Below are 23950 nucleotides of genomic sequence, written 5' to 3'. Positions count from 1 at the left end.
GGAAGTTGTTAATTCAGCTTCCCTTTTTTCTTTTTTAAAAAAATGCCCTCAGCTGTACTGTCCCTGTATGTATTGCTCTAGAAGTTTCACTCTTTCTTCCAAAATAAGTAAGATTAACATCTAAGAACTTTGTAACTCTTTTCTGAAATAATAAGCGCCACGTAAAGTTTGTTCCAGGTTGAAGCCCCTCTAATAATTGATAAGCAACTGGAGAAAAGGCACTCCCTTTAAAATCATTAGAGATATAGTTAAACTCTCCGTTTATAGATATTTTCTCGGTATTATTATACGCAAAAGAAGTGCCTAGCTTTTGCTGGTTTAATAGCTCTTGTTCTCCTAACAAGTTTTCCTTGTTCAAAAACTCGTAAAAAACATCAAACCTAGTTTGCTGGTTCAATAAATATGAAACCTTTGGCTTAACCTCATAACTATCAATTTCAAAATTTCTATTAGCAAAGTTCTCAGAGATACTTACATTAACGCCTAATGCACTTGTAAGGTTAAGTAACCAGCTTTCCCAAAACTTATGAGTAAATGATAGTTGATGGCTTTGTAACTTATTTTCTTGTAATCCTAAAGAAATTAAATTACTTGTAGAAGTACTTAAAAATGTATAGCTCGTAGTATATTTTTGTTTTCCTCTATTAAAAAAAAGAGCATTCCTAAAATTAAGAGCCAGCCCAAGCTCTCTTTCTTCACCACTATTAAAAGGGTTAATATTAAAAGCGCTATTATCCCTTTGTGTTCTTCTGTCTAAGGTGTAGGAAGTTTGATTATAAAACTTAGAAAGCAATTTTTTAAATCCTGTTGCAGAAGACCAACTTTGTGGATTTAGTGTTAGTGTCTGGCTAAACTTATTCTGACGTATTTTTAAGAATATTTGGTTGGGAAGTAAGACTCGTACAAAAGTTGCTTCATCTTGAAATTGTGCAACCTCAAATTCTTCTAGTTGTTGTATGCCATCATTATTATAATCATTCCATGTAAACACCCCCTGTCCTGGCTCCACTTGTACATAGGTAAATTCTTGTTGGGGAATAACTCCATTACTAGATTCGAGAGCTGTAGAAAGCCTTATGCCATTTTTGAGTAATGATTGACTGTACAAAATCCTGCTACTAAGTGATTTCTCTTTTTCAACAATATCGTTAGCTTCCATGAATTCATCTTTTAATACCCTATAATTGGCAAATATGGATAATTGCGAATTTGAGTTACTAAGAATTCTCGATTTTAAATAATAGTTATTAGAAGTATTTACTTTTTGCAATTTATTACTTCGAACACTATCTGTTGCACGTATTTGGTATCCTACTTCTACAAAAACCTTAGTACTATCTCCTATACCAGTAAAAACTTCATACTGGTTAAAACGTTGGCTTACGGGTGTAAGACTATCATTTATTATTGTAGTTACTTGGTTATCTTCTAGGGCAACTTTACCACCCACCCAACCTTTATTATGTGTATATAATGTTGCGTTATTTAATCTGAAAAAAGTAGAACTTAAAGAGTCTCCTTTACTATCAAGATAACTTCCATAGGTAATAAGCTTCATTTTATTAAGCTTTATTTCTGAAGCTGCGACATGTCTAATCCCTGAGAAATTTTCAGAAAAATCTAAGTTCTGAAATTCATAGCGACCAGAACCATGTTTAGGTGAAAAAAATTCAGCTCCACCAGTTATAAATCGTTGATTTCCTTGTGGATTTACCAAGTTCCAATCACGAGTAAATTCAATGTTGTACAACCGTTCAATGGTTCTAAAATCATCATTTATAAAGTCTAAAGTTCCTGTGGCGTTTATTTGCAAGCTATCTGTTGTAGTTATGACACGTTGCTTTGCAGCAAGACGTCCAGCAAAACCGTTATTGTTACTGTCGTCTATAGACGAGAATAGGTTTAGGTCATTTTTACTTCCTGCAACTTCAAAATCTATAGTTGTTTTTTCTGAGGGGTGATAACTTCCGTTGAGACCTCCTATCTGCAATTTTGTGGGTGCTTGTAATTGTATAATTGGTTCGTAATTACCTTGAGGAATTCCGTTAATAGGAGGGACATATTCAAAAATTCTATTAATCGCACTTTGTGAGCTTATTACATAATTACCCATATTGTTACCTACAAGTGTAAACCTCACATTAAAAAGTTCGTCTTCGGGATTAGTTGAAAAAACAAATACTTCTTCTCCATTTATAACTTCTCTTCTATATAGGGTTTTATTTTCTGAAAAAGTATCAGGCACAGCAGATGGTGCTGTCATTAACTCCATATTATCTCCAGCAGCTTGTAATATAGCTACTTGCTCTTCTGTAAGGCTTTGTTGTAAGGGTTGGTTTTTTGCATCACTTTCAGAATATACATATGTACCTAAATCTAATTTTTCGCTAGTGTAATTTCCTCCTCCATAACCTATAAAACGAGTATAACTTCTATCAGTAAATTGATATTCTACTGTAATACGCATATTGGCTGTAATGGGATAGGTAGTATTAAAAGTAATTTCTCCAGCATTATAGTCTATAACATAATCGTAATTTTCACCTCTTTGGAGTAGTAAACCATTTACATACACTCGTTCACTTCCAGAAATAATTAAAATAAATAATTCGCCGTTAGGCCCTACAAGCTTGTAGGGTCCTTGGTTTCTTTCTTGTCCAGTAAATTGACTTCGCTGAAAAACCCCTCTTACTAGAGCACCAGCGGCATAAGCACTTAAAGTAGAACCATCTTTATTATTTAATTTTCCTGCTAATGAAATTCCTTGTACCTTCTTAGTAAAACGTCCAAAATAGCTTCCATTATTTTGCAGGTCTACGTCTCCGGCTCTAATATTCCAGTTATCACTAAAAAGTTCAATAAATATTTGGTCAAATTCATCTAGGCTTTGGGAATACCCACCTTCTTGTGTTGGGATATTAGCATCTTGTATAGAGGCTCTAATAGATACTTTGTCATTAAGTCTTCCAGTAATTTGCAAATCTAACTCCGAGTTTACCACAGCATTTTGATTATTACCAACAGTTACACCTCTTGTAATACTTCCAGAAGTTGTAAGTCCATCAAAGGGAGTAAAATTATTAGTAACATTACTTTGTTGTAACTTCACTAATTTATCTGCAACTGCTGTGTTTTCAACAATAACTTTTGGGTCAAATAAAAAATAGTCTTTGGTTAAAAAATCTGGATATCTTAGATAATTAATAATAATGCTATCGGTTGCATTAGAAACTTCAGGCTGCAATAACAAAATTCCTTTACTAAAATCTACTTGATATTTTGTGCTATCTATTACGACTCCAGTTTTTGAAGTAATTGTAAACTGTGAAGGATTTATAGCAACACTATCTATGGTAATAGTGTCTTGAGCTATAACTTTTTTTATTCTATAATTAGAAATAGTGTCTTGAGAAAAACCCAAGAGACCAAAGCTTAGAAAAATAAAAAGTAATGTGTACTTCAACATTATTATAAAACTACTACTTATAGAATTTATTTTGTTGATTTCTTATGTAAAACCTTTCAGTAAGTAACATTGTCTGGCTAGACGGGCTTGTTTATTTTTGAGGTAGTATTAATTTAATGATTAGATGCCCGTTTTAACGGGGAATGAATATGAAAATACTATCCTACAATGTAAACGGTATTAGAGCTGCAATGCGAAAAGGTTTGTTAGAATGGTTACAACAAGCCAATCCAGATGTAGTTTGTATCCAAGAAACAAAAGCAAATAAAGACCAAGTAGATACAGCTTTAATAGCAGCAGCAGGGTATCCTTATCATTACTGGTTTAGTGCCCAAAAAAAAGGGTATAGCGGAGTTGCTATTTTTTGTAAGCAAGAGCCTACTCATGTGGAGTATGGAACTGGAATAGAATCGATGGATTTTGAAGGCAGGAACATACGTGTGGATTTTGATGAAGTTTCGGTAATGAGTTTATACTTGCCAAGCGGAACAAACATAGCCCGTCTGGAACATAAATTAGAATACATGGATTTGTTTCAAGAGTACATAGATACTTTAAAACAATCCCTACCCAACTTAGTTATTTGTGGAGATTATAATATATGTCACGAAGCTATTGATATCCATGACCCAGTTAGAAACAAAAATGTATCAGGTTTTTTACCTGTAGAAAGAGAGTGGATAGATAACTTTATAAAAAGTGGTTTTGTAGACAGTTTTAGATATTTAAACAAAGAGCCTCACAATTATACTTGGTGGAGTTATAGAGCAAATGCCAGAGCAAATAATAAAGGATGGCGGATAGATTATAATATGGTGGCCACTCCATTACAAGAAAACATTAAGAGAGCCGTTATACTTTCACAAGCCGTTCATAGTGACCATTGTCCGCATATGGTTGAATTACATTTTTAATTTCTGAAATAACTCAAATGAAAAAATACATTTCTATTGCAATAGTAAGTTTACTAGTAACCTCAAGTTGTGTCTCTTCAAAAATTTACGAAGATTTACAAGCAAAATACGATGCATTAAAGACTGAAAATAAATCTTTAATGGCGCAACTTGATACTGAAGGTGGAAACTCAAATCAATACACAGTTGCGCAACTACAAGAAAAACTAGATAAACTTCAAAATGAAAAAACAAAGCTAGAAATGGATCTAGCAGCTTTAGATACTAAGTACAACTCATTAAAAGCCTCTTATGATGCATTAGAAGCAAATAGTAGTGAAAATTTAACCGAAAACTTAGAACGAAACCGAAAGCTTTTAGAACAGTTAGAGGCAAAAGAGAAAGCATTAAATGCTGAAAGCGAACGTTTGTCAAAACTAGAAAAAGAACTTGCAAAACGTTCACAACGCGTAGATGAGTTAGAGGGAATTATTGCTGCAAAGGATGCAAAAATGAGACAATTAAAAGATGCCATTTCTGCTGCACTTACAAATTTTGAAGGCAATGGTCTTACCGTAGAACAAAGAGATGGTAAAGTCTATGTTTCTATGGAAAATAAATTGCTTTTTGAGAGTGGTAGTTGGGCTGTAAACAGTCGTGGAAGAGAAGCAGTAGTGTCATTAGGGAGTGTATTAGCACAAAACCCTGAAATCGCTGTTTTAATAGAAGGGCATACAGATAACGTACCATATGGTGGAAATGGAAACATTAAAAATAACTGGGATTTATCTACCAAAAGAGCGACAGCTATTGTTAATATTTTAACCGAAAATAACAATATTCCTAAGGATAATCTAACAGCCGCTGGTCGTGGGGAATATGCGCCTATTGCTCCTAATACAACTTCTGAAGGCAAAGCAAAAAACAGAAGGATTGAGGTAATCCTAACGCCAAAACTTGATGAGATAAATAAATTGCTGAATGAGATATAAATCATGAAATACACTACCCTTCCAAATACACCATTAAAAGTTAGTAAAATCTGTTTAGGTACTATGACTTTTGGTCGCCAAAACACAGAAAAAGAAGCACATGAGCAGTTAGATTTTGCCCTAGAGAAAGGAATTAATTTTATTGATACTGCAGAGATGTATGCTGTTCCTTTCACAATGGAAACACAAGGACTTACAGAGCAGTACATTGGAAATTGGTTAACAGCTTCTGGAAATAGAGATAAGGTTGTATTAGCGTCAAAAATAACAGGCCCAGGCAGAGGCATTTTTAAAGATATTAGACCTAACCTAGATTTTAGTGCTGCTTCTTTAGAAGATGCATTGCATAAAAGTTTAAAACGGCTTCAAACAGATCATTTAGACTTATATCAACTACATTGGCCAGAGCGTAGTGTAAATATTTTTGGAGTTAGAGAATATAATCACAAACCCAATCAAGAATGGGAAGATAATATTTCAGAAATTTTAGAGCGATTAGAAAACTTTGTAAAAGAAGGGAAAGTAAGACATATTGGACTAAGTAATGAAACCCCTTTTGGTGTGATGCGCTATATGGAAGAACATCGTAAAGGCAAACTTAAAATGGTTTCTGTGCAAAACGCATATAGTTTACTACAGCGCAGAGATGAAATTGCTTTAGCCGAAGTCCTACAAATGGAAAACATTGGATATTTACCCTATTCTCCATTAGCCTTTGGTGTGTTGTCAGGCAAATATCTAAACAATAATAAACCTGAAAATGCAAGGGTGACTTTATTCCCTAATTACTCAAGATATAGTAGCGCATCTTCTTTGAAGGCAACAGCAAAGTATAATACAATAGCTCAAAAGTACGGGCTATCTCTTACACAAATGGCATTAGCATTTGTAAATACGCGTCCATTTGTGACATCAAATATTATTGGGGCAACTTCTTTAATCCAGCTTTCAGAAAATATAGAAAGTATAAACATTTTACTTTCAGAAGAAATCCTATCAGAAATTGAAAAGGTACACCAAGAAATGCCTAATCCTGCGCCTTAACCAAACAAATGCCTAACCACATCATGCACCTTTGCTACTTTAATAATATTAATATGGTAGCTTTGCTTAGGAAGCTTACAATACTTTGAAATCACAATAGAAGAAAACCCTAATTTTTCGGCTTCAAGGATTCGTTGCTCAACTCGAGTGACAGGTCTAACCTCACCTGCTAATCCAACTTCGGCTGCAAAACACATTCGTTTGTCAATTGCAATATCAACATTGGAGGATAAAACAGCAGCAACAACTGCTAGATCAATTGCTGGATCATCAACACTAATGCCTCCAGTAATGTTTAGAAAAACATCTTTAGCACCCAATTTAAAGCCTGCTCGTTTTTCTAAAACGGCAAGAATCATATTTAAACGTTTGGCATTATAACCCGTTGCGCTACGTTGCGGAGTTCCATAGACTGCACTACTAACTAAGGCTTGTATTTCAATAAGTAGCGGGCGCATGCCTTCTAGCGTGGCGGCAATGGCAGTTCCACTAAGGTCTTCTTCGTTTTTAGAGATTAAAATTTCGCTAGGGTTACTTACTTCCCTAAGCCCATTTCCTTGCATTTCATAAATACCAAGTTCATTTGTGCTACCAAACCTATTTTTATTAGCACGTAAAATTCGGTAGATGTGATTTCGATCTCCCTCAAATTGTAAGACCGTATCTACCATATGTTCTAGAATTTTTGGTCCAGCAATGTTTCCATCTTTAGTAATATGGCCAATTAAAATAACAGGGGTGTTGGTTTCTTTTGCAAAACGTATAAGTTCTGTTGTGCACTCTCGTATTTGTGAAATACTACCTGGACTACTTTCTATATAGTTTGTTTGTAACGTTTGTATAGAGTCTATTACCACAATATCTGGAGTGATTTCTTCTATATTTTTAAATATGTTTTGTGTTTTTGTTTCAGTAAGAATAAAACAATTTTCGGCTTCTGATTGAATACGTTGTGCGCGCATCTTAATTTGTTGTGCGCTTTCTTCGCCAGAAACATAGAGCGTTTTGTAAGGAAGCAGGAGCGCTACTTGAAGCATTAGTGTACTCTTTCCAATACCTGGTTCTCCTCCTAAAAGGGTTAACGATCCAGGCACTAAACCTCCACCAAGAACTCTGTTAAGTTCATTGTTTTTGGTGTCTAATCGCTTGGTGATATCTTGAGATATTTCGGCAATACGCTGAGGTTTGGCGGCTCTTTTTTGAGAAGCTTCGCTAGATTTCCAACTATTTTTTTCTGGTTTTTGTATCACTTCTTCAGCAATTGTATTCCATTGTTTACATGAAGTACATTGTCCTTGCCATTTTGAAAATTGTGCACCACAATTTTGACAGAAAAAAGTAGTTTTTGTTTTTGCCATAGTAAAAAGCTAAAGTAATTATTATAGACTAACTATGCCAAAAAGAAGTAATGTTTTATAGACTTTTAAATAAGTGGATACACGTATATAATGTTTGTCTATTATATTATAATTTAGTGAGATAGAAAATTATTAACTAACTAACCGAACTCTTCCTCTTTTTAATAAATTCTATACATGTTTTTTTAATAAACTTAATTTTTTTTAACGTATGATACGTAGACTTACTTTATGCTTTTTACTTTCATTTTTTGCTATTGCTTTACAAGCACAGCATACTCAAAATGTTTTAGAATTTGTAAATCAGCAATTTCGAAATACAAACCAAGTAACATCTTACAACCTATTTAATTCTTCTTTTGAAGATGCTAGAACTAATTATGCTACAGCAGTAGAACAAGGAGTTGTTTTTGATATTAATCTAGAAGAAGTTTCTAGAATTTTTGAAGATAACCCACAAGTGATAGAGCTAACATTGCCATTGAGGTCAAGTGGAGAAACGGTTCATTTAAAGTTAGCTCAAAAGAATATTTTTTCACCAGACTTTATTGCAAGAACAAGTGATGGGCAAGACATTACATCTCAAGTGTTAGATAGTAAGCACTACCGCGGAATTATTGATGGAGTAGATAATTCTCTTGTGTCCATAAGTGTTTTCAGAAATGAAATAATAGGGTTTGTTTCTTCTTCTGAAGGTAACTTTACACTTGGTAGACTTCGAGATTCTCAAACAAAACACATTGTTTATGAAGATGCAACTTTACGCCAAGCCTTTGAAGGAGGCTGCACTATGGAAGATGATGGAGTTTCTTATACTACAGAAGAATTAAGTTATGAATATGACTCCAGAGACCCTGGAGATTGTGTAAATGTATATATAGAAGCGGGTCAATCTGTTTATAACTCATTTGGTGGAAACTTAACTAACACAACAAATTTTCTAAATGGTGTTTTTGGACAAAGCTATATTTTATATGCTAATGATGGTGTGAGTATGCAAACTTCAGAGCTGTTTATTTGGACAACTCCAGACCCATACACTAGCGGAAGTACAGGCGGTCAGTTGGGAGAATTTCAAAATCAGATTTCTTCAATGAATGGAGATATTGGACACCTTGTAGAAGTACAAAACATTGGAGGATTAGCTGCAGGTTTTTCTGGAATTTGTAATAGCAATATTGATAATAGTTTGTGTTTTAGTGGTTTTTCTGGTAACAATTATAACAATGTACCAACTACTTCATTTAATGTATATATCATTACCCATGAAATGGGACATTTATTAGGTTCAAGACACACACATGCGTGTGTTTGGAATGGAAACAACACAGCAATAGATAGTTGTTCTGGTTTTACAGAAGGCTCTTGTCCTTTGCCAGGTTCTCCGCCAGCTAATCAAGGAACCATTATGAGTTATTGTATAAACTCTGTAGGCCTTAATTTTTCGGAAGGATTTCATCCACAGCCATCTGCAGTTATTAGCAATACTGTTGATGCAGCAGGAAATTGTTTAACAAGTTGTGTTACATGTAGCTTGTCAATAGATTGTAGCGGTATAACAAATCAAACCTTAGCATGTATTGATGATCTTCCAGCTCCAAACACCTCTTTAGTAACAGTAAATAGCTCATGTGGAAGTGCAACTATTACGTCAGATACAGCTACATCTAGCGATACAGGTTGCCCAGGGGATCCAATGATAATTTTGAGAACGTATACGGTTGAAGATGATGATGGAAATATGCTAGAGTGCGAGCAAGTATTTACAATTATTAGTAATGCCTTACCTGTTATAACATGTTCACTATCTGATATGGATGAAAACCTAGATGCTAACTGTGAATTTGTTGTTCCAGATTATTTGAGTAATATTTCAGCAACTGCAGAATGTGGAGTTGCTACAATAACTCAGTCACCAGCTCCTGGTACAGTAATTAGTGGTACGGGAGCAAATACAATTACTTTTGAAGCTACAGATGAGTGTGGACGTGTAGTTGATTGTAGCATTGTACTTACTACCATGGATGTAACACTTCCAGAAGTATTTTGTCAAGATATTACAGTTTCTTTAGATAGTAGCGGTCAATATACACTTGACCCGCTAGAGATAGATAACGGAAGCTTTGATAATTGCGGAATTGACCAACGAGTTCTTTCGCAAAGTGTATTTACCTGTAATGATATAGGAGTACAATCTGTAGATTTAACTATTATAGATGATAATGGAAATATTAACATATGCACGGCTTTAGTTACAGTTATTGATAACTCACTACCAACTGTTATTTGTCAAGACATAACACTTCCCCTAGATGCTTCTGGAAATGCTAGTATTAGTGCTTTGGATATAGACAATGGAAGTAATGATGCTTGTGGAGTAGCCACTACAACTATTAATATTTCTAGTTTTGACTGCTCTTCTATTGGAACAAATATTGTTACTCTTACAGTAACAGATGTAAATGGTAATGTTGCAACTTGTGATGCAACAGTAACAGTAGTAGATACCATTGCTCCAGAATATGACCAAAGTACCTTGCCAGACGACCAATCTAGAGAAGCAGATAGTAGTGGTAATTATACTTTAGAAGATTTTACTGTTGGTGTTTCTGTAACCGATAATTGTAGTGACCCTTTATTGCCGCTTTCTATAATACAAGATCCAGCTATTGGAACACTACTTGGAATTGGGGTTCATGATATTACATTAAGTGCTATTGATGATGAAGGAAATACTACTGACCATGTTTTCGAATTAACTGTTACAGAAGAAGTATTGGGTGTTTCTGAAAATGAACTTTCATCATTAGTATTATACCCAAATCCAACAAGTGGTATACTTAAGATAGAAAACCCTAATAGTATTGATATAGAACAGATAGAATTGTTTGATATTACTGGAAGACTTGTACAATCGTTTAACCCAAGTATCTCAGAAAATAAAATCACTCTAAATATTCAATCGTTAGAAACGGCAACTTATTTATTAGTAATACGAACAGACAATAGTTTGATTACTAAGCAAATACTTAAAAAATAAGTAAAATAGAAATTTAAAAAAGCCTCTAAAACTTAATTTTAGGGGCTTTTTTAATAAGGTTAAAGGAAGCTTTAATACCCAAAATCTGCTTTAATCTTATCTGCTTTGTCAAGCATTATATCTATTGTAATAAAATCTACCTCTTCTTTATCATATGCCCCTTGAAAAGTACGCATGGCTTTTTTAGGTTCTCCAGTTTCTTCATAATAGCGCCCCATATAATAATCACCTAAAACAGTATCTGGATATTGTTTTTTTGCCATAGTAGCAATTTCTCTAAGAGACTCCCATTGTTTTTTCTTTTCGGCTGCAGCAGCAACAGCTAGAAAATCATTTTCTCGTATAGCATTAGTTAAACCGAAGAGGTCTTCAATGGTTTTGTATTTTTCTAATAAATACTCATGTATTGGAGTGTTAAGCTTTAATAAAACATCTTTATACTCTTGCTTGCTAATGGGTCTATATACTGAAAAGATCTTCTCCATAGCATTTGGCAGTCCTCTTCCTACAAGTGAATAATGGGTAGCACCTTCAAAATTATCATAGTAATAATTAAAGTTTTTATTAGTGACTCCTTTCAAGACAGTATTTAAATCTTCTGAAGCCTCCATAAGCCCTTTTATATCATCTGTTCCTGTTGCTAGGTAGTAAAATATTTTTTGCTCTGTACTAGCTAACCGCTGCGGAAGCCTTTCGGTCATCATAGGATCAAGGTCTGGACTAAGATTAATAAACCCATTAAAGAGTGAAGGCTCTTTAAAGAGGTAATAATTAATAAAGTTTGCTGTAAAGTCATGACCAACAGCAATAATAAACTTTGCTGTACGATAATTGTTATCTATGTAGGGCATGAGTTCTAAACCAATGAACTCAAAAAACTCAGCACCTTGATCTGCTGGTAAAAAGTTTTTGTCGTCATAATAACAATCATCATACCTTTTATCTCCTTGCATTACTCCAACTACAATAGACTCTGGCATGTCTTCCCAGTAGCTAAAGTAATCTACATTACCTGCAACAGGTTCAAAAAGATAATCTGCATCTAGTACTAAAACAATGGGGTAAACTTTTTCAACATTGCTGTCGTAATTTCTAGGTAATTGTATTTTAAGTCTTCGGGTTTCTCCAAGCTTTGAAGAATTAAATTCTTCATAAATTATTTGTGCTGAAGCAAAAACACTAATGAATAAACAGAAAAGGAGTACGAGCGATTTTTTCATTGAAAATTTTATTTTCATTTCCTTGTAAAGGGAAATATTGTTTTTCTTTTGGAAAGATAGTAATTTTTGGAGCGAGTTATAAAGTTTTTCTTTTATACCCTTCCCTTGTTGTAGATAGGCAAGAAAATAAAAGAGAGTACACCAAACAAAATAATAGAAGCAATATTTGATGTCCAAACAATCCAACCAAAGGCAGTACCTACATCTTTTGTTATTCCAAAAACGAGTAAAATACCCATTATGGCTGCTGGATACGTGCCTAAACCACTATTGGTAAAAGCAAATGTAAAACTCCCTACAACAAAGGTAATTAAGATAGTACCAAAAGTAATTAAAGAGGTTTCTTCAAGCGCAAGTGAAGCTGTATAAAAAGATAAAATATAAAGCCCCCATATTATAAAACTATGTAAAATGAAAGCACCTTTTTTCTTCATTGTAAGAATACTTAATACCCCATCTTTTAGACCAAAAATAAAATCTTTAATCTTTTTGTTAATGTTGGATTTTGAAAACTTAAGAAAAAGGAAAAACCCTACTGGCATTAAAACAATAGCTGCTAGAATAATATAAATGGTTTTTTGAGGAATAATATCTTTTAGGTAGTTGTATAATTCATCAAAGCGTAATAAAAGAGCTGTTATTGTAAATGCTAAAAGAAATAATAAATCAACTACTCTTTCAGAAATAATAGTTCCAAAGCCTTTTTCAAAAGGAATTTTCTCATATTTATCTATTACAATAGCTCTTGAAACTTCTCCACTTTTTGGGATTAATACATTCATTAAATACGCTACAGATACTGCCATAAAACTATTGGCTAGCTTAGCTTTATGCCCTAATGGTTCTAGCATAAAATTCCAACGATACGCTCTAAAAACATGGCTTATTACACTAAGGGCTACAGATAGTAGCACAAAAGCATAATTTGCGTTTTTAAAATGTGTCTTTACTTCGTTAAGTTGTTCTGGAGTTAATGAGGTATAGATATACCAAATTAAAAAAATCCCGATAGCTAGTGGGATAAATATTTTTAAAAAAGTTGCAAGACTTTTATTCAAACTAGTTTAATAAGTTATTGGCTTCATTAGGAAAAACCAAGGAAGGTTTAAACGTTTTGGCATCCTCAATATCCATAATGGCATACGTAATTAAAATAAGGATGTCTCCTGGAGCTACTTTTCTGGCAGCAGCACCATTTAACGTGATTTCACCGCTTTTTCTGGGACCAGGAATAGCATACGTTTCAAGGCGCTCGCCATTGTTATTGTTTACTATTTGTACTTTTTCACCCTCCACGATATTGGCAGCATCCATTAAATCTTGATCAATAGTAATGCTCCCTATGTAGTTAAGGTCTGCACCTGTAACTTTTACTCTGTGTATTTTAGATTTTACTACATGTATTTGCATACTGCAAAGATACAACTAGATTTTAGAATCTAAATTATCTCATTAAATTTTGACAAAAGTCAAGAAGTTTGCTTTAAAACTAGTTTAAAGCCATATTATCTATTAACCTAACTTCTCCTGCAAATGCAGCAATAAAGCCTCTGTACTCATTACCTTTTCTTTTTCTAGAAGCAGTTTTAAGCGTTTTTACATTTGCAATTTCAAAATACTCCAACTCAAGATGTGAGCTGGCATTAAACTTTGCTTTAATATGGTTTGTAATTTTATTAATAGAAGTAGTTTTAAATAATTTTTTTGCTTCTTTAAGGGATTGCGAAATAAGCGTTGCAGCTTCAAATTGCTCTTGTGTAAGTCTTTTATTTCTAGAACTCAATGCAATTCCATTTTGTTCCCTTACAATAGGACAGCCTTTTATTGTAGTATCAATTTGTTCAATTTCAACTAGCTTTCGTACAATTTGTAACTGCTGAAAATCTTTCTCTCCAAAATAGGCATGAGTTGGTTTTACAGCCTTTAAGAGTAAGCTTACAACAGTTCCTACACCATCAAAATGTCCTTTTCTGTGCTTTCCTTCCATTTCGTTGGCAATTGCACCAAAGTTAAATTTCCTTGAAACTACATCTCCACCGTACAAATCCTCTGCTTCTGGTGCAAAAATGAATACTTTGCTATTTAGAGATTTAATTAAGTTAACATCTTCTTCTAGAGTTCTTGGGTACTTTTTTAAATCGGACACATTATCAAACTGCGTAGGATTTACAAAAACACTAACAATTGTGTGGTCGTTATCTACTATAGATTGTTCAATTAAGCTAAGATGCCCTTTATGCAATGCTCCCATAGTAGGAACTAACCCAATTTTTTTTGAGGGTTTAATTGTTTTTAAGTTTTTACTTAAAGCTGCTTTTGTGTAAAAGATTTTCATGCAAGATTATAAGATGCTTCAAATTTAAGTTATTACCCTCAATATGCATAAAATTTCGTATTTTTGCATCCTTTTACAAAGAAAGCCAATAAAAATATTCCTATGAAAGATAAAAGAGTCTTATATGTATCTTCAGAAGTGATACCATATCTTCCAGAAACAGAGATTTCTTCAATGTCGTTTGAAGCACCTAGAATGGTAAATAACAATAACGGGCAAATTAGAATTTTTATGCCTCGTTATGGTAATATTAATGAACGTAGACATCAATTACATGAAGTAATACGCTTAAGTGGTATGAATCTAGTAATTAATGACTTAGATATGCCATTGATTATTAAAGTAGCTTCAATTCCAAAAGAGAGAATGCAGGTTTATTTTATTGATAATGAAGATTATTTTAAAAGAAAAGCTACGTATGCAGATGAAGATGGAAATCTTTTTAAAGACAATGACGAAAGAGCCATATTTTTTGCAAAAGGGGTTATTGAAACTGTTAAAAAATTAAACTGGGCACCAGACATTATTCATGTACACGGGTGGCTAGCTTCTTTTCTGCCATTATACCTCAGAAACTATTATGGTAATGAGCCCCTTTTTGAAAACAGTAAAATAGTTACTTCTATATACAATCATGGCTTTGAAGGAACGTTAGATAAGAAAATAAAAGACAAAATTCTGTTTGATGCAATTGATGATGACGCAATTAAGCTATTAGACACTCCTAATTACGAAAATGTAATGAAAGTTGCTATTGACAATTCTGATGCTGTAATAGTAGCGTCTAGCGAAGTTTCTAAAGGATTGTCTAGTTATATTGAAGAAATTTCAAAACCGGTTTTACAATACGTGCCAATGGATGAAACAGAAGAGGCTTATCTAGATTTCTATCAAAACAAGGTTCTAGAAGAATAGTTGTAATCTATTAGATTTCCTGTCGTCTTTGCAAATAAAGAACGCAAAACAAAAAAATTAATGAATACAAAATATATAATTCCAAGAGTAATTGCCATATTAGTAATTATTATAGGATTAGCATCATGCGAGGAAGAATTTTCTAGCATTGGTGCGGAGGTAATTGGAGGTGATGGTTCTAATATCCAAATGGATGACTCTAGAAGTGTTCTTGCATATAGTAGAAAGCTCTTACCAGTAGAAAGCAACAACCTTCCTTTATATCAATTAGGTGTTTATAACGATCCTACTTACGGGAAATCTACAGTAAACTTATTGAGTCAAGTAAGATTAAGTTCAACTAACCCAGAATTTGGGGATGAACCTATACTAGATAGTGTAGTCCTGTATGTGCCTTTTTTTAGTGAAGCAACCCAAACAGAAGATGGAATAACCTATACTTTAGATTCTTTGTTTGGCAATAGTCCAATAGACATTTCTTTGTTTGAGTCTAATTTCTTGTTAAGAGAATTGGACCCATCTACAAATTTTGAAGAGCGACAAAAATATTTTTCTAATCAAGGTCAAACATTTGAAAACTTCCTTGGAGAAGAAATTACAACAATTAACGATTTTGTTCCTAGTAATGAAGGTTTTGTGTTTAATGAGGGTGAAGATGATGAAGAAAATGTTGCGCCTGGCATACGAGTATTGTTGCCAGTTGATTTTTTTACTGAAAGAATTATTGAGAAAGAGGGAGACCCTGTACTTTTAAACAATAATAATTTTGTTGATTTTTTTAGAGGGATATATTTTCAAGTTACCTCTGATGTGGATGATGAAAACCTTTTCCTGTTTGATATTGGTGATGCTAATATTACTCTTTTTTACAGTTTTGATGATGAAGATGAAGAAAATGGGAGAGGCACAGATGATCTAGAGTTATCTTTTAACGGAGTTAATGTAAATGTTTTTGAAAATGAGTTTCCTGCTGAGGTTCAAGACGCTTTAGATAACCCTGATATATTTAATGGAGAAGAAAACTTATTTTTAAAAGGAGGTGATGGAATAGTTTCTGTAATAGAGCTTTTTGGAGAAGATGCAGACAATGATGGAGTCCCAGAAGAGTTGGAGGAGTTAAGAAACAGAGAATGGCTAGTTAATGAAGCTAATTTAATTTTTTATGTTGATGAAAATAGTATAGAGTCGGGACAGAGAGAGCCAGAACGAGTAATAATTTTTGATGCTACAAACCAAAGAGTGTTAACAGATTACGCAAACGATATTACAGCTTCTCAAACCCCCATAGTAGATGCCTTAACCATTCACTTAGGTAGATTAGAAAGAGGAACAGATAATGCTGGAGATTTTTACAAAATAAGAATAACAGACCATATAAGTAATTTAATAAATAATGATTCAACCAATGTCCCTCTTGGGTTAATGGTTTCTCAAAATGTTTTGCTTGGAGGATTTCAGGATTTACAAAACTCACAAGCTCCTGGTGTAAATGGAGTGCCTTCAAGTAGCGTTATTTCCCCAGAAGGAACCATTTTATTTGGGAATAATACCGCAAACGAAGAAAAAAGATTAAAACTCCAAATTTTTTATACAGAACCTAATTAACAAAGCAATTTTATATGTGTGGTATCGTAGGCTATATAGGTAAAAGGGATGCATATCCTATTATTCTTAATGGATTAAAAAGATTAGAATATAGAGGCTATGATAGTGCAGGTGTTGCCTTGTATGATGGGACTAATATTAAACTAAGTAAAACAAAAGGTAAGGTTGCAGATCTTGAAGAACGAGTTTCTAAAGAAATATCTACAAACGGAAGTTTAGGGATTGGTCATACCAGATGGGCGACACATGGAGTACCTAATGATATCAATTCTCACCCACACTATTCTAATAGTGGGAACCTTGTAATTATCCACAACGGAATTATTGAAAACTACGCTTCTATAAAAAAAGAACTTATAAATAGAGGGTATACGTTTACTTCAGATACTGATACAGAAGTGCTAGTAAACTTAATAGAAGAAGTTAAAAAACAAGAAGATGTAAAGCTTGGTAAAGCTGTTCAGATTGCATTAAACCAAGTTGTTGGAGCCTATGCTATTGCTCTTTTTGACAGAAATAAACCAGACGAAATTGTTGTTGCAAAACTAGGAAGCCCTCTAGCAATTGGTATTGGAGAAGATGAGTTTTTTGTTGCTAGTGATGCAACACCCTTCATAGAATTCACAAATAATGCTATTTATCTTGAAGATGAAGAAATGGCAATTATTAGAAGAGGGAGAGATGTGAAAGTTCGTAAAATTAAAGGTGACGAAATTGTCGCACCCTACATACAAGAACTTCAGCTTAATCTTGAACAAATTGAAAAAGGAGGGTACGATCACTTTATGCTCAAAGAGATTTATGAGCAACCTAGTGTAATTAAAGATACATATCGTGGTAGGTTGTTAGCAAATCAAGGCATTATTAAAATGAGTGGACTTGAAGATAACCTATCAAAATTCACTAATGCTGATAGGATTATTATAGTTGCTTGTGGTACATCTTGGCATGCAGGTCTTGTTGCAGAATACATTTTTGAAGATCTTGCCAGAATACCTGTTGAAGTAGAATACGCTTCAGAATTTAGATACAGAAACCCAGTTATTACTGAGAAAGATGTTGTTATTGCTATCTCGCAAAGTGGAGAAACAGCAGACACTCTCGCAGCTATTAAATTGGCGAAACAAAAAGGAGCTTTTGTTTTTGGAGTTTGTAATGTAGTAGGGTCTACTATTTCTAGAGAAACGCATGCAGGAAGCTATACTCATGCGGGGCCAGAAATTGGAGTTGCTTCTACAAAAGCTTTTACAACCCAGATTACAGTATTAACAATGATAGCACTTCGTCTTGCTAATGTAAAAGGAACAATCTCTCAAAGTGACTATATGTTACAATTAAGAGAATTAGAATCTATTACCTCTAAGGTTGAAGAAGCGCTGCAAAGTGAACCTAAAATTAAAGAAATTGCTCAAGTATTTAAAGATGCTGCAAACTTTTTATACCTAGGTAGAGGATACAATTTTCCAGTTGCTCTTGAAGGAGCGTTAAAATTAAAAGAGATTTCCTATATTCATGCAGAAGGCTATCCAGCTGCAGAAATGAAACATGGTCCTATTGCTTTAATCGATGAGCAAATGCCTGTTGTAGTTATTGCTGTAAATAGCAATCATTACGAAAAAGTAGTAAGTAATATTGAAGAAATTAAGGCTAGGAAAGGAAAAATTATTGCTGTAGTCACCGAAGGTGATACTCAAGTAAAGCAATTGGCAGATTACATCATGGAGGTTCCTGCAACTCCAGAATCCTTAACACCACTTGTAACAACAATTCCATTACAACTACTATCTTATCATATTGCAGTTATGCTTGGTAAAAATGTAGACCAACCAAGAAACTTAGCAAAATCTGTTACAGTAGAATAGTATTGTTTTCGCAGAATAATTTTACTTTTATTCTGTGAAAGTTATAAATCTTATTTCAGGACCGCGAAACCTATCTACTGCAATCATGTATTCCTTTGCTCAACGCAATGATACTAAAGTGGTGGATGAGCCGTATTATGGATACTATTTAAAGCATGCCTCAATTGTTGTTAAGCACCCTTCAGAAGAGGAAATAGCAGCAACAATGGATACAAGTAAAGAGGCTATAACCAATAATATCGAAAAACTTTCAGAAAAATCAAATATGTTCGTTAAAGGAATGGCGCACCATTACTTTTCAAATACACCTAAGCATATTCTAAATTGGAATAATGTAATTTTAATTAGGCATCCAAAGAAACTAATCACCTCTTTTTCAAAAGTAATTGATAACCCATCTATAAATGATATTGGTATAAAAAAAGCAGCAGAACTTTTTTTATATCTTCAGAAAAAAAATAAAACACCTATTGTTATAGATAGTGATGAGCTACTTAAAGATCCGGAAGGCTATTTAAAAAAGTTATGTGCATTGCTTCATATTCCTTTTCAATCAGAAATGCTATCATGGAAAAAAGGAGGTATTAAAGAAGATGGGGTTTGGGCAAAACATTGGTATAAAAACGTACATAATTCTACAGGTTTTTCAGCACAAAAATCAAGTAGTAATGCGATGCCAGAAAGGTTTAATGCATTACTAGATGAAGCACTATCCTATTACGAAATATTAAAAAAAGAAATATTAAAAAATTAAATATGCTACAAAAAGCCAATCCAAAAAATGATAATATAAAGGTGTTTATTAAGGACAGATTATACTCCAGAGAGGAAGCAAAAATATCTGTATTTGATAGTGCTGTTCAGGGAGGAGATGCTGTTTGGGAAGGATTGCGTGTATATCCTGAGGGAGTTGTTTGTTTAGATAAGCACTTAAACAGACTTTATGAGAGTGCAAAAACATTAGCTTTTGTAGATATCCCAAGTAAAGATTTTATAAAAAATGCCATAAAGCAGACCTTAGAGGCAAACGGGATGAACGATGATACTCATATTAGACTTACCCTTACGCGTGGTGAAAAAATTACAAGTGGTATGGACCCTAGGCTTAACCAAAGTGGCTCATGCTTAATTGTACTAGCAGAGTGGAAGCCGTTAGTTTACGATAATGCTACTGGAATAAAGGTAATAAGTACAAGCCAGCGCAGAAATAGCCCACAATTTTTAGATAGTAAGATTCACCACAACAATCTACTAAACAATATCATAGCAAAAATCCAAGCTAATATTGCAGGAAAAGATGCTGGACTTATGCTTGACGACAGAGGCTTTGTTGCAGAACTTAATGGGAGCAATGTCTTTATGGTTAAAGACAATATAATATATACCCCTTTTGCACATGCTTGTTTGCCAGGGATTACTAGGAATACAGTAATGGAACTTTGCAAGTCCAATGACATCAAGATTATTGAGGCTGACTTATCACTTGCGCAATGGTATAATTCAGACGGTGTATTTGCAACTGGAACTATGGGCGAATTAACCCCTATTGTTGAAATTGATGGAAGAGAAATTAATAGAGATAATACTTTAATGAAAAAAGTACTGGACCTATTTAAAGAAAATATTAGAAGCTATTGTGAGACTCTCTAAGCCTTTGTCTTTAATTACTTACATTTACCTAAAAAGAAAAAGACTATGAAAAAATTATTACTCTCTATTGGTGTATTATTTACAATTACACTAACAGCACAAACCCCATGTAGTTCTGGAAACTCTATTGGATTTCCATGCGATAACTATGGTTTACAATCTAACATTCCTTTATCAACTTTTGGAGCTAATTCTTCTAATGACTCTTGGGGTTGGACAGACCCTGATACAGGGAAAGAATACGCTATAATCGGTTTAAGAGATGGTAGTGCCTATGTAGATATCACAGACCCTGTTAACCCTATTTATGTTGGTAAGTTGATTTCGCCAGTTTTGGATGAATTTAGAGGGAACTGGCATGATGTTAAAGTTTATAATAATTATGCATTTATAGTCAGTGAAATTGACGGGCATGGAATGCAAATCTTTGATTTAACAAAGCTTAGAAATGTTACAAACCCTCCAGTAGCTTTTACAGACGACGGTGTCTATACGGGTTTTGGTAGTGCACATAATGTTGCCATTAATACAGATACAGGTTTTGCTTACGGAGTTGGAACAGATACATTTTCTGGCGGGGCACATTTTGTAAATATTCAAGACCCTACTAACCCAATTGCGGCAGGCGGGTATGCAAATGATGGCTACACACACGATGCGCAAGTAGTGATTTACAATGGTCCAGATACAGACTATCAAGGAATAGAATTATATATTGGTAGTAATGAAAATGAAGTTGTCTTTGTAAATGTGAGTGATAAAAACAATCCTCAAAACATCAATTCTCTTAGCTACAATAACTTTCAATATACGCACCAAGGTTGGTTAACAGAAGATCATAGATACTTCTTAGTTACAGATGAGCTTGATGAGGTTTTTAATGGTAATGATCTACGTATAATTGTGATGGATGTTACAGATTTGGACAATCCAGTAGTACACATGGAATATTTTGGCAACACGCCAGCAGTAGACCATAACATTTATGTAAAAGGAGATAAAGCATATTTATCTGCTTATACAGCTGGAATGAGAGTACTTGACTTAAGTGATATTGACAATATGAATATTACTGAAGTTGGCTTTTTTGACACATGGCCTGCAGATGACAACACGAGTGCTAGTATTGGTGATCCCGGCGCTTGGAATGTATATCCTTTTTTTGAAAGCGGAAATTTAGTAGTTAGTAATTTTTCAGACAACGGAGGATTGTTTGTTCTCGCTGAAAACAATATAATACTGGACACTCCTTCTCAAGCTACAACTAGCTTTAGTGTTTTTCCGAACCCTGCAAATAATAAAATTACTGTTAATAGTGGAGATTCTTCAGTAATTAATGAAATTAAATTGTTTGATGTAACTGGGAAACTACTGTTAGAAGAAAGTAACATAAATGCAGATAGTAAAGTTTTGGATATTTCATTATTATCTAGTGGGATGTATATGGTTTCAGTTAATAATCAATCTTCAATACGAGTGATAAAGCACTAGTATTTTAGTGCAACCTAGGTGTTATTTAACCAAAAAAAATAACTTCAGAAAAATAGTAAAATTCCATTGTTATTTTAGATAAGAAAAAACTATCTTTGCACCGTTCAAAAACAAGGTGGTGTAACCCCTTGTATATAACTTAAAATTAAACAAGTACAGCATGTCACAAGTTACAGGAAAAGTTGCACAAATTATTGGCCCAGTTGTAGATATTGAATTTGCAAACGGAGCAGAGCTTCCAAAGATTTACGATTCTTTAGAAGTAGATAATCATGGAAATAAATTAATCCTTGAGGTACAATCTCACATTGGAGAGAATACAGTTCGTACTATCTCAATGGACTCTACAGATGGTTTAAGCCGTGGTGTAGATGCTGTAGCAACAGGAGCTCCTATACAAATGCCAATTGGTGAAGATGTTTACGGAAGACTTTTTAATGTAATTGGAGATGCTATTGATGGTATTGGAGACTTACCTAAAGAAGGAGACAACGGATTGCCAATTCACCGTGAAGCTCCAAAATTTGAAGATTTATCAACTTCTACCGAAGTTTTATTTACAGGGATTAAAGTAATCGACCTTATTGAGCCGTATGCAAAGGGAGGTAAGATTGGATTATTTGGAGGTGCCGGAGTAGGTAAAACAGTATTAATCCAGGAGTTAATTAATAATATTGCAAAAGGACACGGTGGTCTTTCTGTATTTGCTGGAGTAGGAGAACGTACACGTGAAGGAAATGACCTTTTACGTGAAATGTTAGAATCTGGAATTATTAAGTACGGTGACGATTTCTTACACTCTATGGAAGAAGGAGGATGGGATCTTACTAAGGTTGATAAAGAAGCTATGAAAGAGTCTAAAGCAACCTTTGTATTTGGGCAGATGAATGAGCCACCTGGAGCACGTGCACGTGTAGCACTTTCAGGATTAACTATTGCTGAGTACTTCCGTGATGGAGCAGGAGATGGCCAAGGAAAAGATGTACTTTTCTTCGTAGATAACATTTTCCGTTTTACGCAAGCAGGTTCTGAGGTGTCAGCACTTCTTGGACGTATGCCATCTGCCGTAGGATACCAACCTACCTTAGCAACAGAGATGGGTGCGATGCAAGAACGTATTACATCAACTAAAAAAGGATCTATTACATCTGTACAAGCGGTATACGTACCTGCGGATGACCTTACCGATCCAGCACCAGCAACAACGTTTGCTCACTTAGATGCAACAACAGTATTATCTCGTAAAATTGCAGAGCTTGGTATTTACCCAGCGGTAGATCCACTAGATTCTACTTCTAGAATTTTGACAGCAGATATCTTAGGAGATGAGCATTACGATTGTGCACAGCGAGTAAAAGAGCTATTACAACGTTATAAAGAATTACAAGATATTATTGCCATCCTTGGTATGGAAGAATTATCTGAAGAAGATAAAATGGCGGTAGGACGTGCACGTCGTGTACAACGTTTCTTATCTCAGCCTTTCCATGTAGCAGAGCAATTTACAGGTATCCCAGGAGTATTGGTAGATATTAAAGAAACAATTAAAGGATTTAACATGATTATGGATGGTGAATTAGATCACCTTCCAGAAGCAGCCTTTAACCTAAAAGGGTCTATTGAAGAAGCAATAGAAGCTGGAGAAAAAATGCTTGCAGAAGCATAATTAATGAGATTTTCACCCTAAGCGTAGTCGAAGGGCCTATATAAAAACAAGACTCCCTTTTTCAAGGGAGTAGTTAAACAAGTTTAACTATGTATTTAGAAATAGTAACACCAGAAGCATCAATAGTTGCAGGAGAAGTAACATCAGTTTCTGTTCCTGGAGTAGATGGTTCATTTCAAATGTTAAATAATCACGCTGCTATTGTATCACTATTAGTAGAGGGAGAAGTAAAGTTTACTGGCAACCCAACTATTGCTGAAGGTTTTGAAGGTAAGTTTACTCAAAAAGATGGAGCTTGGATACTGCCTATTAATGGAGGTACTGTAGAGATGAATAACAATAAAGTGATTGTATTGGCAGATTAAACTTAGCAAATCAAAAAAATTAATATACTAGACCTCACAGGTTTTTAA

The 23950-nt window shown here is 34.1% G+C and carries 18 protein-coding genes; 12 read left to right on the top strand and 6 right to left on the bottom strand.

Annotated elements, in window-relative coordinates:
* Positions 1 to 34 precede the first annotated feature (34 nt).
* Positions 35 to 3466 (bottom strand): DUF8818 domain-containing protein, encoded by a 3432-nt coding sequence (locus RM538_RS10700; protein WP_311333428.1) that lies wholly within the window; start codon positions 3464 to 3466, stop codon positions 35 to 37.
* 149 nt (positions 3467 to 3615) lie between these two features.
* Here RM538_RS10700 and RM538_RS10695 point away from each other — a divergent pair, with 149 nt between their 5' ends.
* Genes RM538_RS10695 through RM538_RS10685 form a run of 3 tightly spaced genes read left to right on the top strand, consistent with a single transcriptional unit; the run spans position 3616 to position 6395 of the window.
* Positions 3616 to 4380, top strand: coding sequence for an exodeoxyribonuclease III (locus RM538_RS10695; protein ID WP_311333427.1), 765 nt, complete (start codon positions 3616 to 3618; stop codon positions 4378 to 4380).
* Positions 4381 to 4397: 17 nt separating this feature from the next.
* On the top strand, positions 4398 to 5351 hold the full coding sequence (locus RM538_RS10690; protein ID WP_311333426.1) for an OmpA/MotB family protein: 954 nt from the start codon (positions 4398 to 4400) through the stop codon (positions 5349 to 5351).
* A gap of 3 nt (positions 5352 to 5354) precedes the next feature.
* Complete coding sequence (locus RM538_RS10685) at positions 5355 to 6395, top strand: NADP(H)-dependent aldo-keto reductase (RefSeq protein WP_311333425.1); 1041 nt, start codon at positions 5355 to 5357, stop codon at positions 6393 to 6395.
* Here the strand turns inward: RM538_RS10685 and radA are convergent.
* Entirely contained in the window at positions 6392 to 7753 is a 1362-nt protein-coding gene (radA, locus tag RM538_RS10680; RefSeq protein WP_311333424.1) for a DNA repair protein RadA, read from the bottom strand. The two genes, RM538_RS10685 and radA, sit on opposite strands and share 4 nt — an antisense overlap.
* Positions 7754 to 7964: 211 nt before the next feature.
* Between radA and RM538_RS10675 the strand changes: the two genes are divergently transcribed.
* Positions 7965 to 10793, top strand: a complete 2829-nt coding sequence (locus RM538_RS10675) for a zinc-dependent metalloprotease (protein ID WP_311333423.1) — start codon at positions 7965 to 7967, stop codon at positions 10791 to 10793.
* Between the two features lie 71 nt (positions 10794 to 10864).
* On the opposite strand, the gene RM538_RS10670 is transcribed toward RM538_RS10675, so the two are convergent.
* From RM538_RS10670 to panC, 4 genes are all read right to left on the bottom strand, one after another.
* Positions 10865 to 12013, bottom strand: a complete 1149-nt coding sequence (locus tag RM538_RS10670; protein ID WP_311333422.1) for an alpha/beta hydrolase — start codon at positions 12011 to 12013, stop codon at positions 10865 to 10867.
* Positions 12014 to 12105: 92 nt separating this feature from the next.
* Positions 12106 to 13071 (bottom strand): lysylphosphatidylglycerol synthase transmembrane domain-containing protein, encoded by a 966-nt coding sequence (locus tag RM538_RS10665; protein WP_311333421.1) that lies wholly within the window; start codon positions 13069 to 13071, stop codon positions 12106 to 12108.
* 1 nt (position 13072) lies between these two features.
* Positions 13073 to 13423, bottom strand: a complete 351-nt coding sequence (gene panD / locus RM538_RS10660) for an aspartate 1-decarboxylase (RefSeq protein ID WP_311333420.1) — start codon at positions 13421 to 13423, stop codon at positions 13073 to 13075.
* 79 nt (positions 13424 to 13502) lie between these two features.
* The gene (gene panC, locus RM538_RS10655; RefSeq protein ID WP_311333419.1) at positions 13503 to 14348 is read right to left on the bottom strand and encodes a pantoate--beta-alanine ligase; all 846 of its coding nucleotides are present in this window, start codon (positions 14346 to 14348) and stop codon (positions 13503 to 13505) included.
* Between the two features lie 102 nt (positions 14349 to 14450).
* Between panC and RM538_RS10650 the strand changes: the two genes are divergently transcribed.
* From RM538_RS10650 to RM538_RS10615, 8 genes are all read left to right on the top strand, one after another.
* The gene (locus tag RM538_RS10650) at positions 14451 to 15263 is read left to right on the top strand and encodes a glycogen/starch synthase (RefSeq protein ID WP_311333418.1); all 813 of its coding nucleotides are present in this window, start codon (positions 14451 to 14453) and stop codon (positions 15261 to 15263) included.
* 60 nt (positions 15264 to 15323) lie between these two features.
* Entirely contained in the window at positions 15324 to 16868 is a 1545-nt protein-coding gene (gene bamH, locus RM538_RS10645) for a BamH family beta-barrel-assembly machinery protein (protein ID WP_311333417.1), read from the top strand.
* 14 nt (positions 16869 to 16882) lie between these two features.
* Positions 16883 to 18730, top strand: a complete 1848-nt coding sequence (gene glmS, locus RM538_RS10640; RefSeq protein ID WP_311333416.1) for a glutamine--fructose-6-phosphate transaminase (isomerizing) — start codon at positions 16883 to 16885, stop codon at positions 18728 to 18730.
* Positions 18731 to 18764: 34 nt separating this feature from the next.
* A complete protein-coding gene (locus RM538_RS10635) occupies positions 18765 to 19484 on the top strand; it encodes a sulfotransferase-like domain-containing protein (protein ID WP_311333415.1) in 720 nt (239 codons plus the stop codon).
* A gap of 2 nt (positions 19485 to 19486) precedes the next feature.
* The gene (locus RM538_RS10630; protein ID WP_311333414.1) at positions 19487 to 20380 is read left to right on the top strand and encodes an aminotransferase class IV; all 894 of its coding nucleotides are present in this window, start codon (positions 19487 to 19489) and stop codon (positions 20378 to 20380) included.
* Positions 20381 to 20425: 45 nt separating this feature from the next.
* The gene (locus RM538_RS10625; RefSeq protein ID WP_311333413.1) at positions 20426 to 21871 is read left to right on the top strand and encodes a choice-of-anchor B family protein; all 1446 of its coding nucleotides are present in this window, start codon (positions 20426 to 20428) and stop codon (positions 21869 to 21871) included.
* A gap of 160 nt (positions 21872 to 22031) precedes the next feature.
* Positions 22032 to 23537 carry a F0F1 ATP synthase subunit beta gene (gene atpD, locus RM538_RS10620; protein ID WP_311333412.1) on the top strand — a complete coding sequence of 502 codons (1506 nt, stop codon included), beginning with the start codon at positions 22032 to 22034 and terminating at the stop codon, positions 23535 to 23537.
* Between the two features lie 89 nt (positions 23538 to 23626).
* Positions 23627 to 23902, top strand: coding sequence for a F0F1 ATP synthase subunit delta/epsilon (locus RM538_RS10615; protein WP_311333411.1), 276 nt, complete (start codon positions 23627 to 23629; stop codon positions 23900 to 23902).
* Positions 23903 to 23950: the final 48 nt, after the last annotated feature.

It is taken from the genome of Patiriisocius hiemis (assembly GCF_031846325.1).
Classification (GTDB): domain Bacteria; phylum Bacteroidota; class Bacteroidia; order Flavobacteriales; family Flavobacteriaceae; genus Patiriisocius_A; species Patiriisocius_A hiemis.
Note: the sequence above shows the minus strand (reverse complement) of the source record. Positions and strands in the feature narration are given on the sequence as shown.

Excerpts from the sequence above, each read along its gene's own strand:
- atpD (WP_311333412.1), top strand. The coding sequence starts at position 22,032 with ATGTCACAAGTTACAGGAAAAGTTGCACAAATTATTGGCCCAGTTGTA.
- radA (WP_311333424.1), bottom strand. The coding sequence starts at position 7,753 with ATGGCAAAAACAAAAACTACTTTTTTCTGTCAAAATTGTGGTGCACAA.
- RM538_RS10675 (WP_311333423.1), top strand. The coding sequence starts at position 7,965 with ATGATACGTAGACTTACTTTATGCTTTTTACTTTCATTTTTTGCTATT.
- RM538_RS10615 (WP_311333411.1), top strand. The coding sequence starts at position 23,627 with ATGTATTTAGAAATAGTAACACCAGAAGCATCAATAGTTGCAGGAGAA.
- RM538_RS10625 (WP_311333413.1), top strand. The coding sequence starts at position 20,426 with ATGAAAAAATTATTACTCTCTATTGGTGTATTATTTACAATTACACTA.
- panD (WP_311333420.1), bottom strand. The coding sequence starts at position 13,423 with ATGCAAATACATGTAGTAAAATCTAAAATACACAGAGTAAAAGTTACA.
- RM538_RS10630 (WP_311333414.1), top strand. The coding sequence starts at position 19,487 with ATGCTACAAAAAGCCAATCCAAAAAATGATAATATAAAGGTGTTTATT.
- RM538_RS10650 (WP_311333418.1), top strand. The coding sequence starts at position 14,451 with ATGAAAGATAAAAGAGTCTTATATGTATCTTCAGAAGTGATACCATAT.
- panC (WP_311333419.1), bottom strand. The coding sequence starts at position 14,348 with ATGAAAATCTTTTACACAAAAGCAGCTTTAAGTAAAAACTTAAAAACA.
- RM538_RS10670 (WP_311333422.1), bottom strand. The coding sequence starts at position 12,013 with ATGAAAAAATCGCTCGTACTCCTTTTCTGTTTATTCATTAGTGTTTTT.
- RM538_RS10695 (WP_311333427.1), top strand. The coding sequence starts at position 3,616 with ATGAAAATACTATCCTACAATGTAAACGGTATTAGAGCTGCAATGCGA.
- glmS (WP_311333416.1), top strand. The coding sequence starts at position 16,883 with ATGTGTGGTATCGTAGGCTATATAGGTAAAAGGGATGCATATCCTATT.
- bamH (WP_311333417.1), top strand. The coding sequence starts at position 15,324 with ATGAATACAAAATATATAATTCCAAGAGTAATTGCCATATTAGTAATT.
- RM538_RS10685 (WP_311333425.1), top strand. The coding sequence starts at position 5,355 with ATGAAATACACTACCCTTCCAAATACACCATTAAAAGTTAGTAAAATC.
- RM538_RS10700 (WP_311333428.1), bottom strand. The coding sequence starts at position 3,466 with ATGTTGAAGTACACATTACTTTTTATTTTTCTAAGCTTTGGTCTCTTG.
- RM538_RS10690 (WP_311333426.1), top strand. The coding sequence starts at position 4,398 with ATGAAAAAATACATTTCTATTGCAATAGTAAGTTTACTAGTAACCTCA.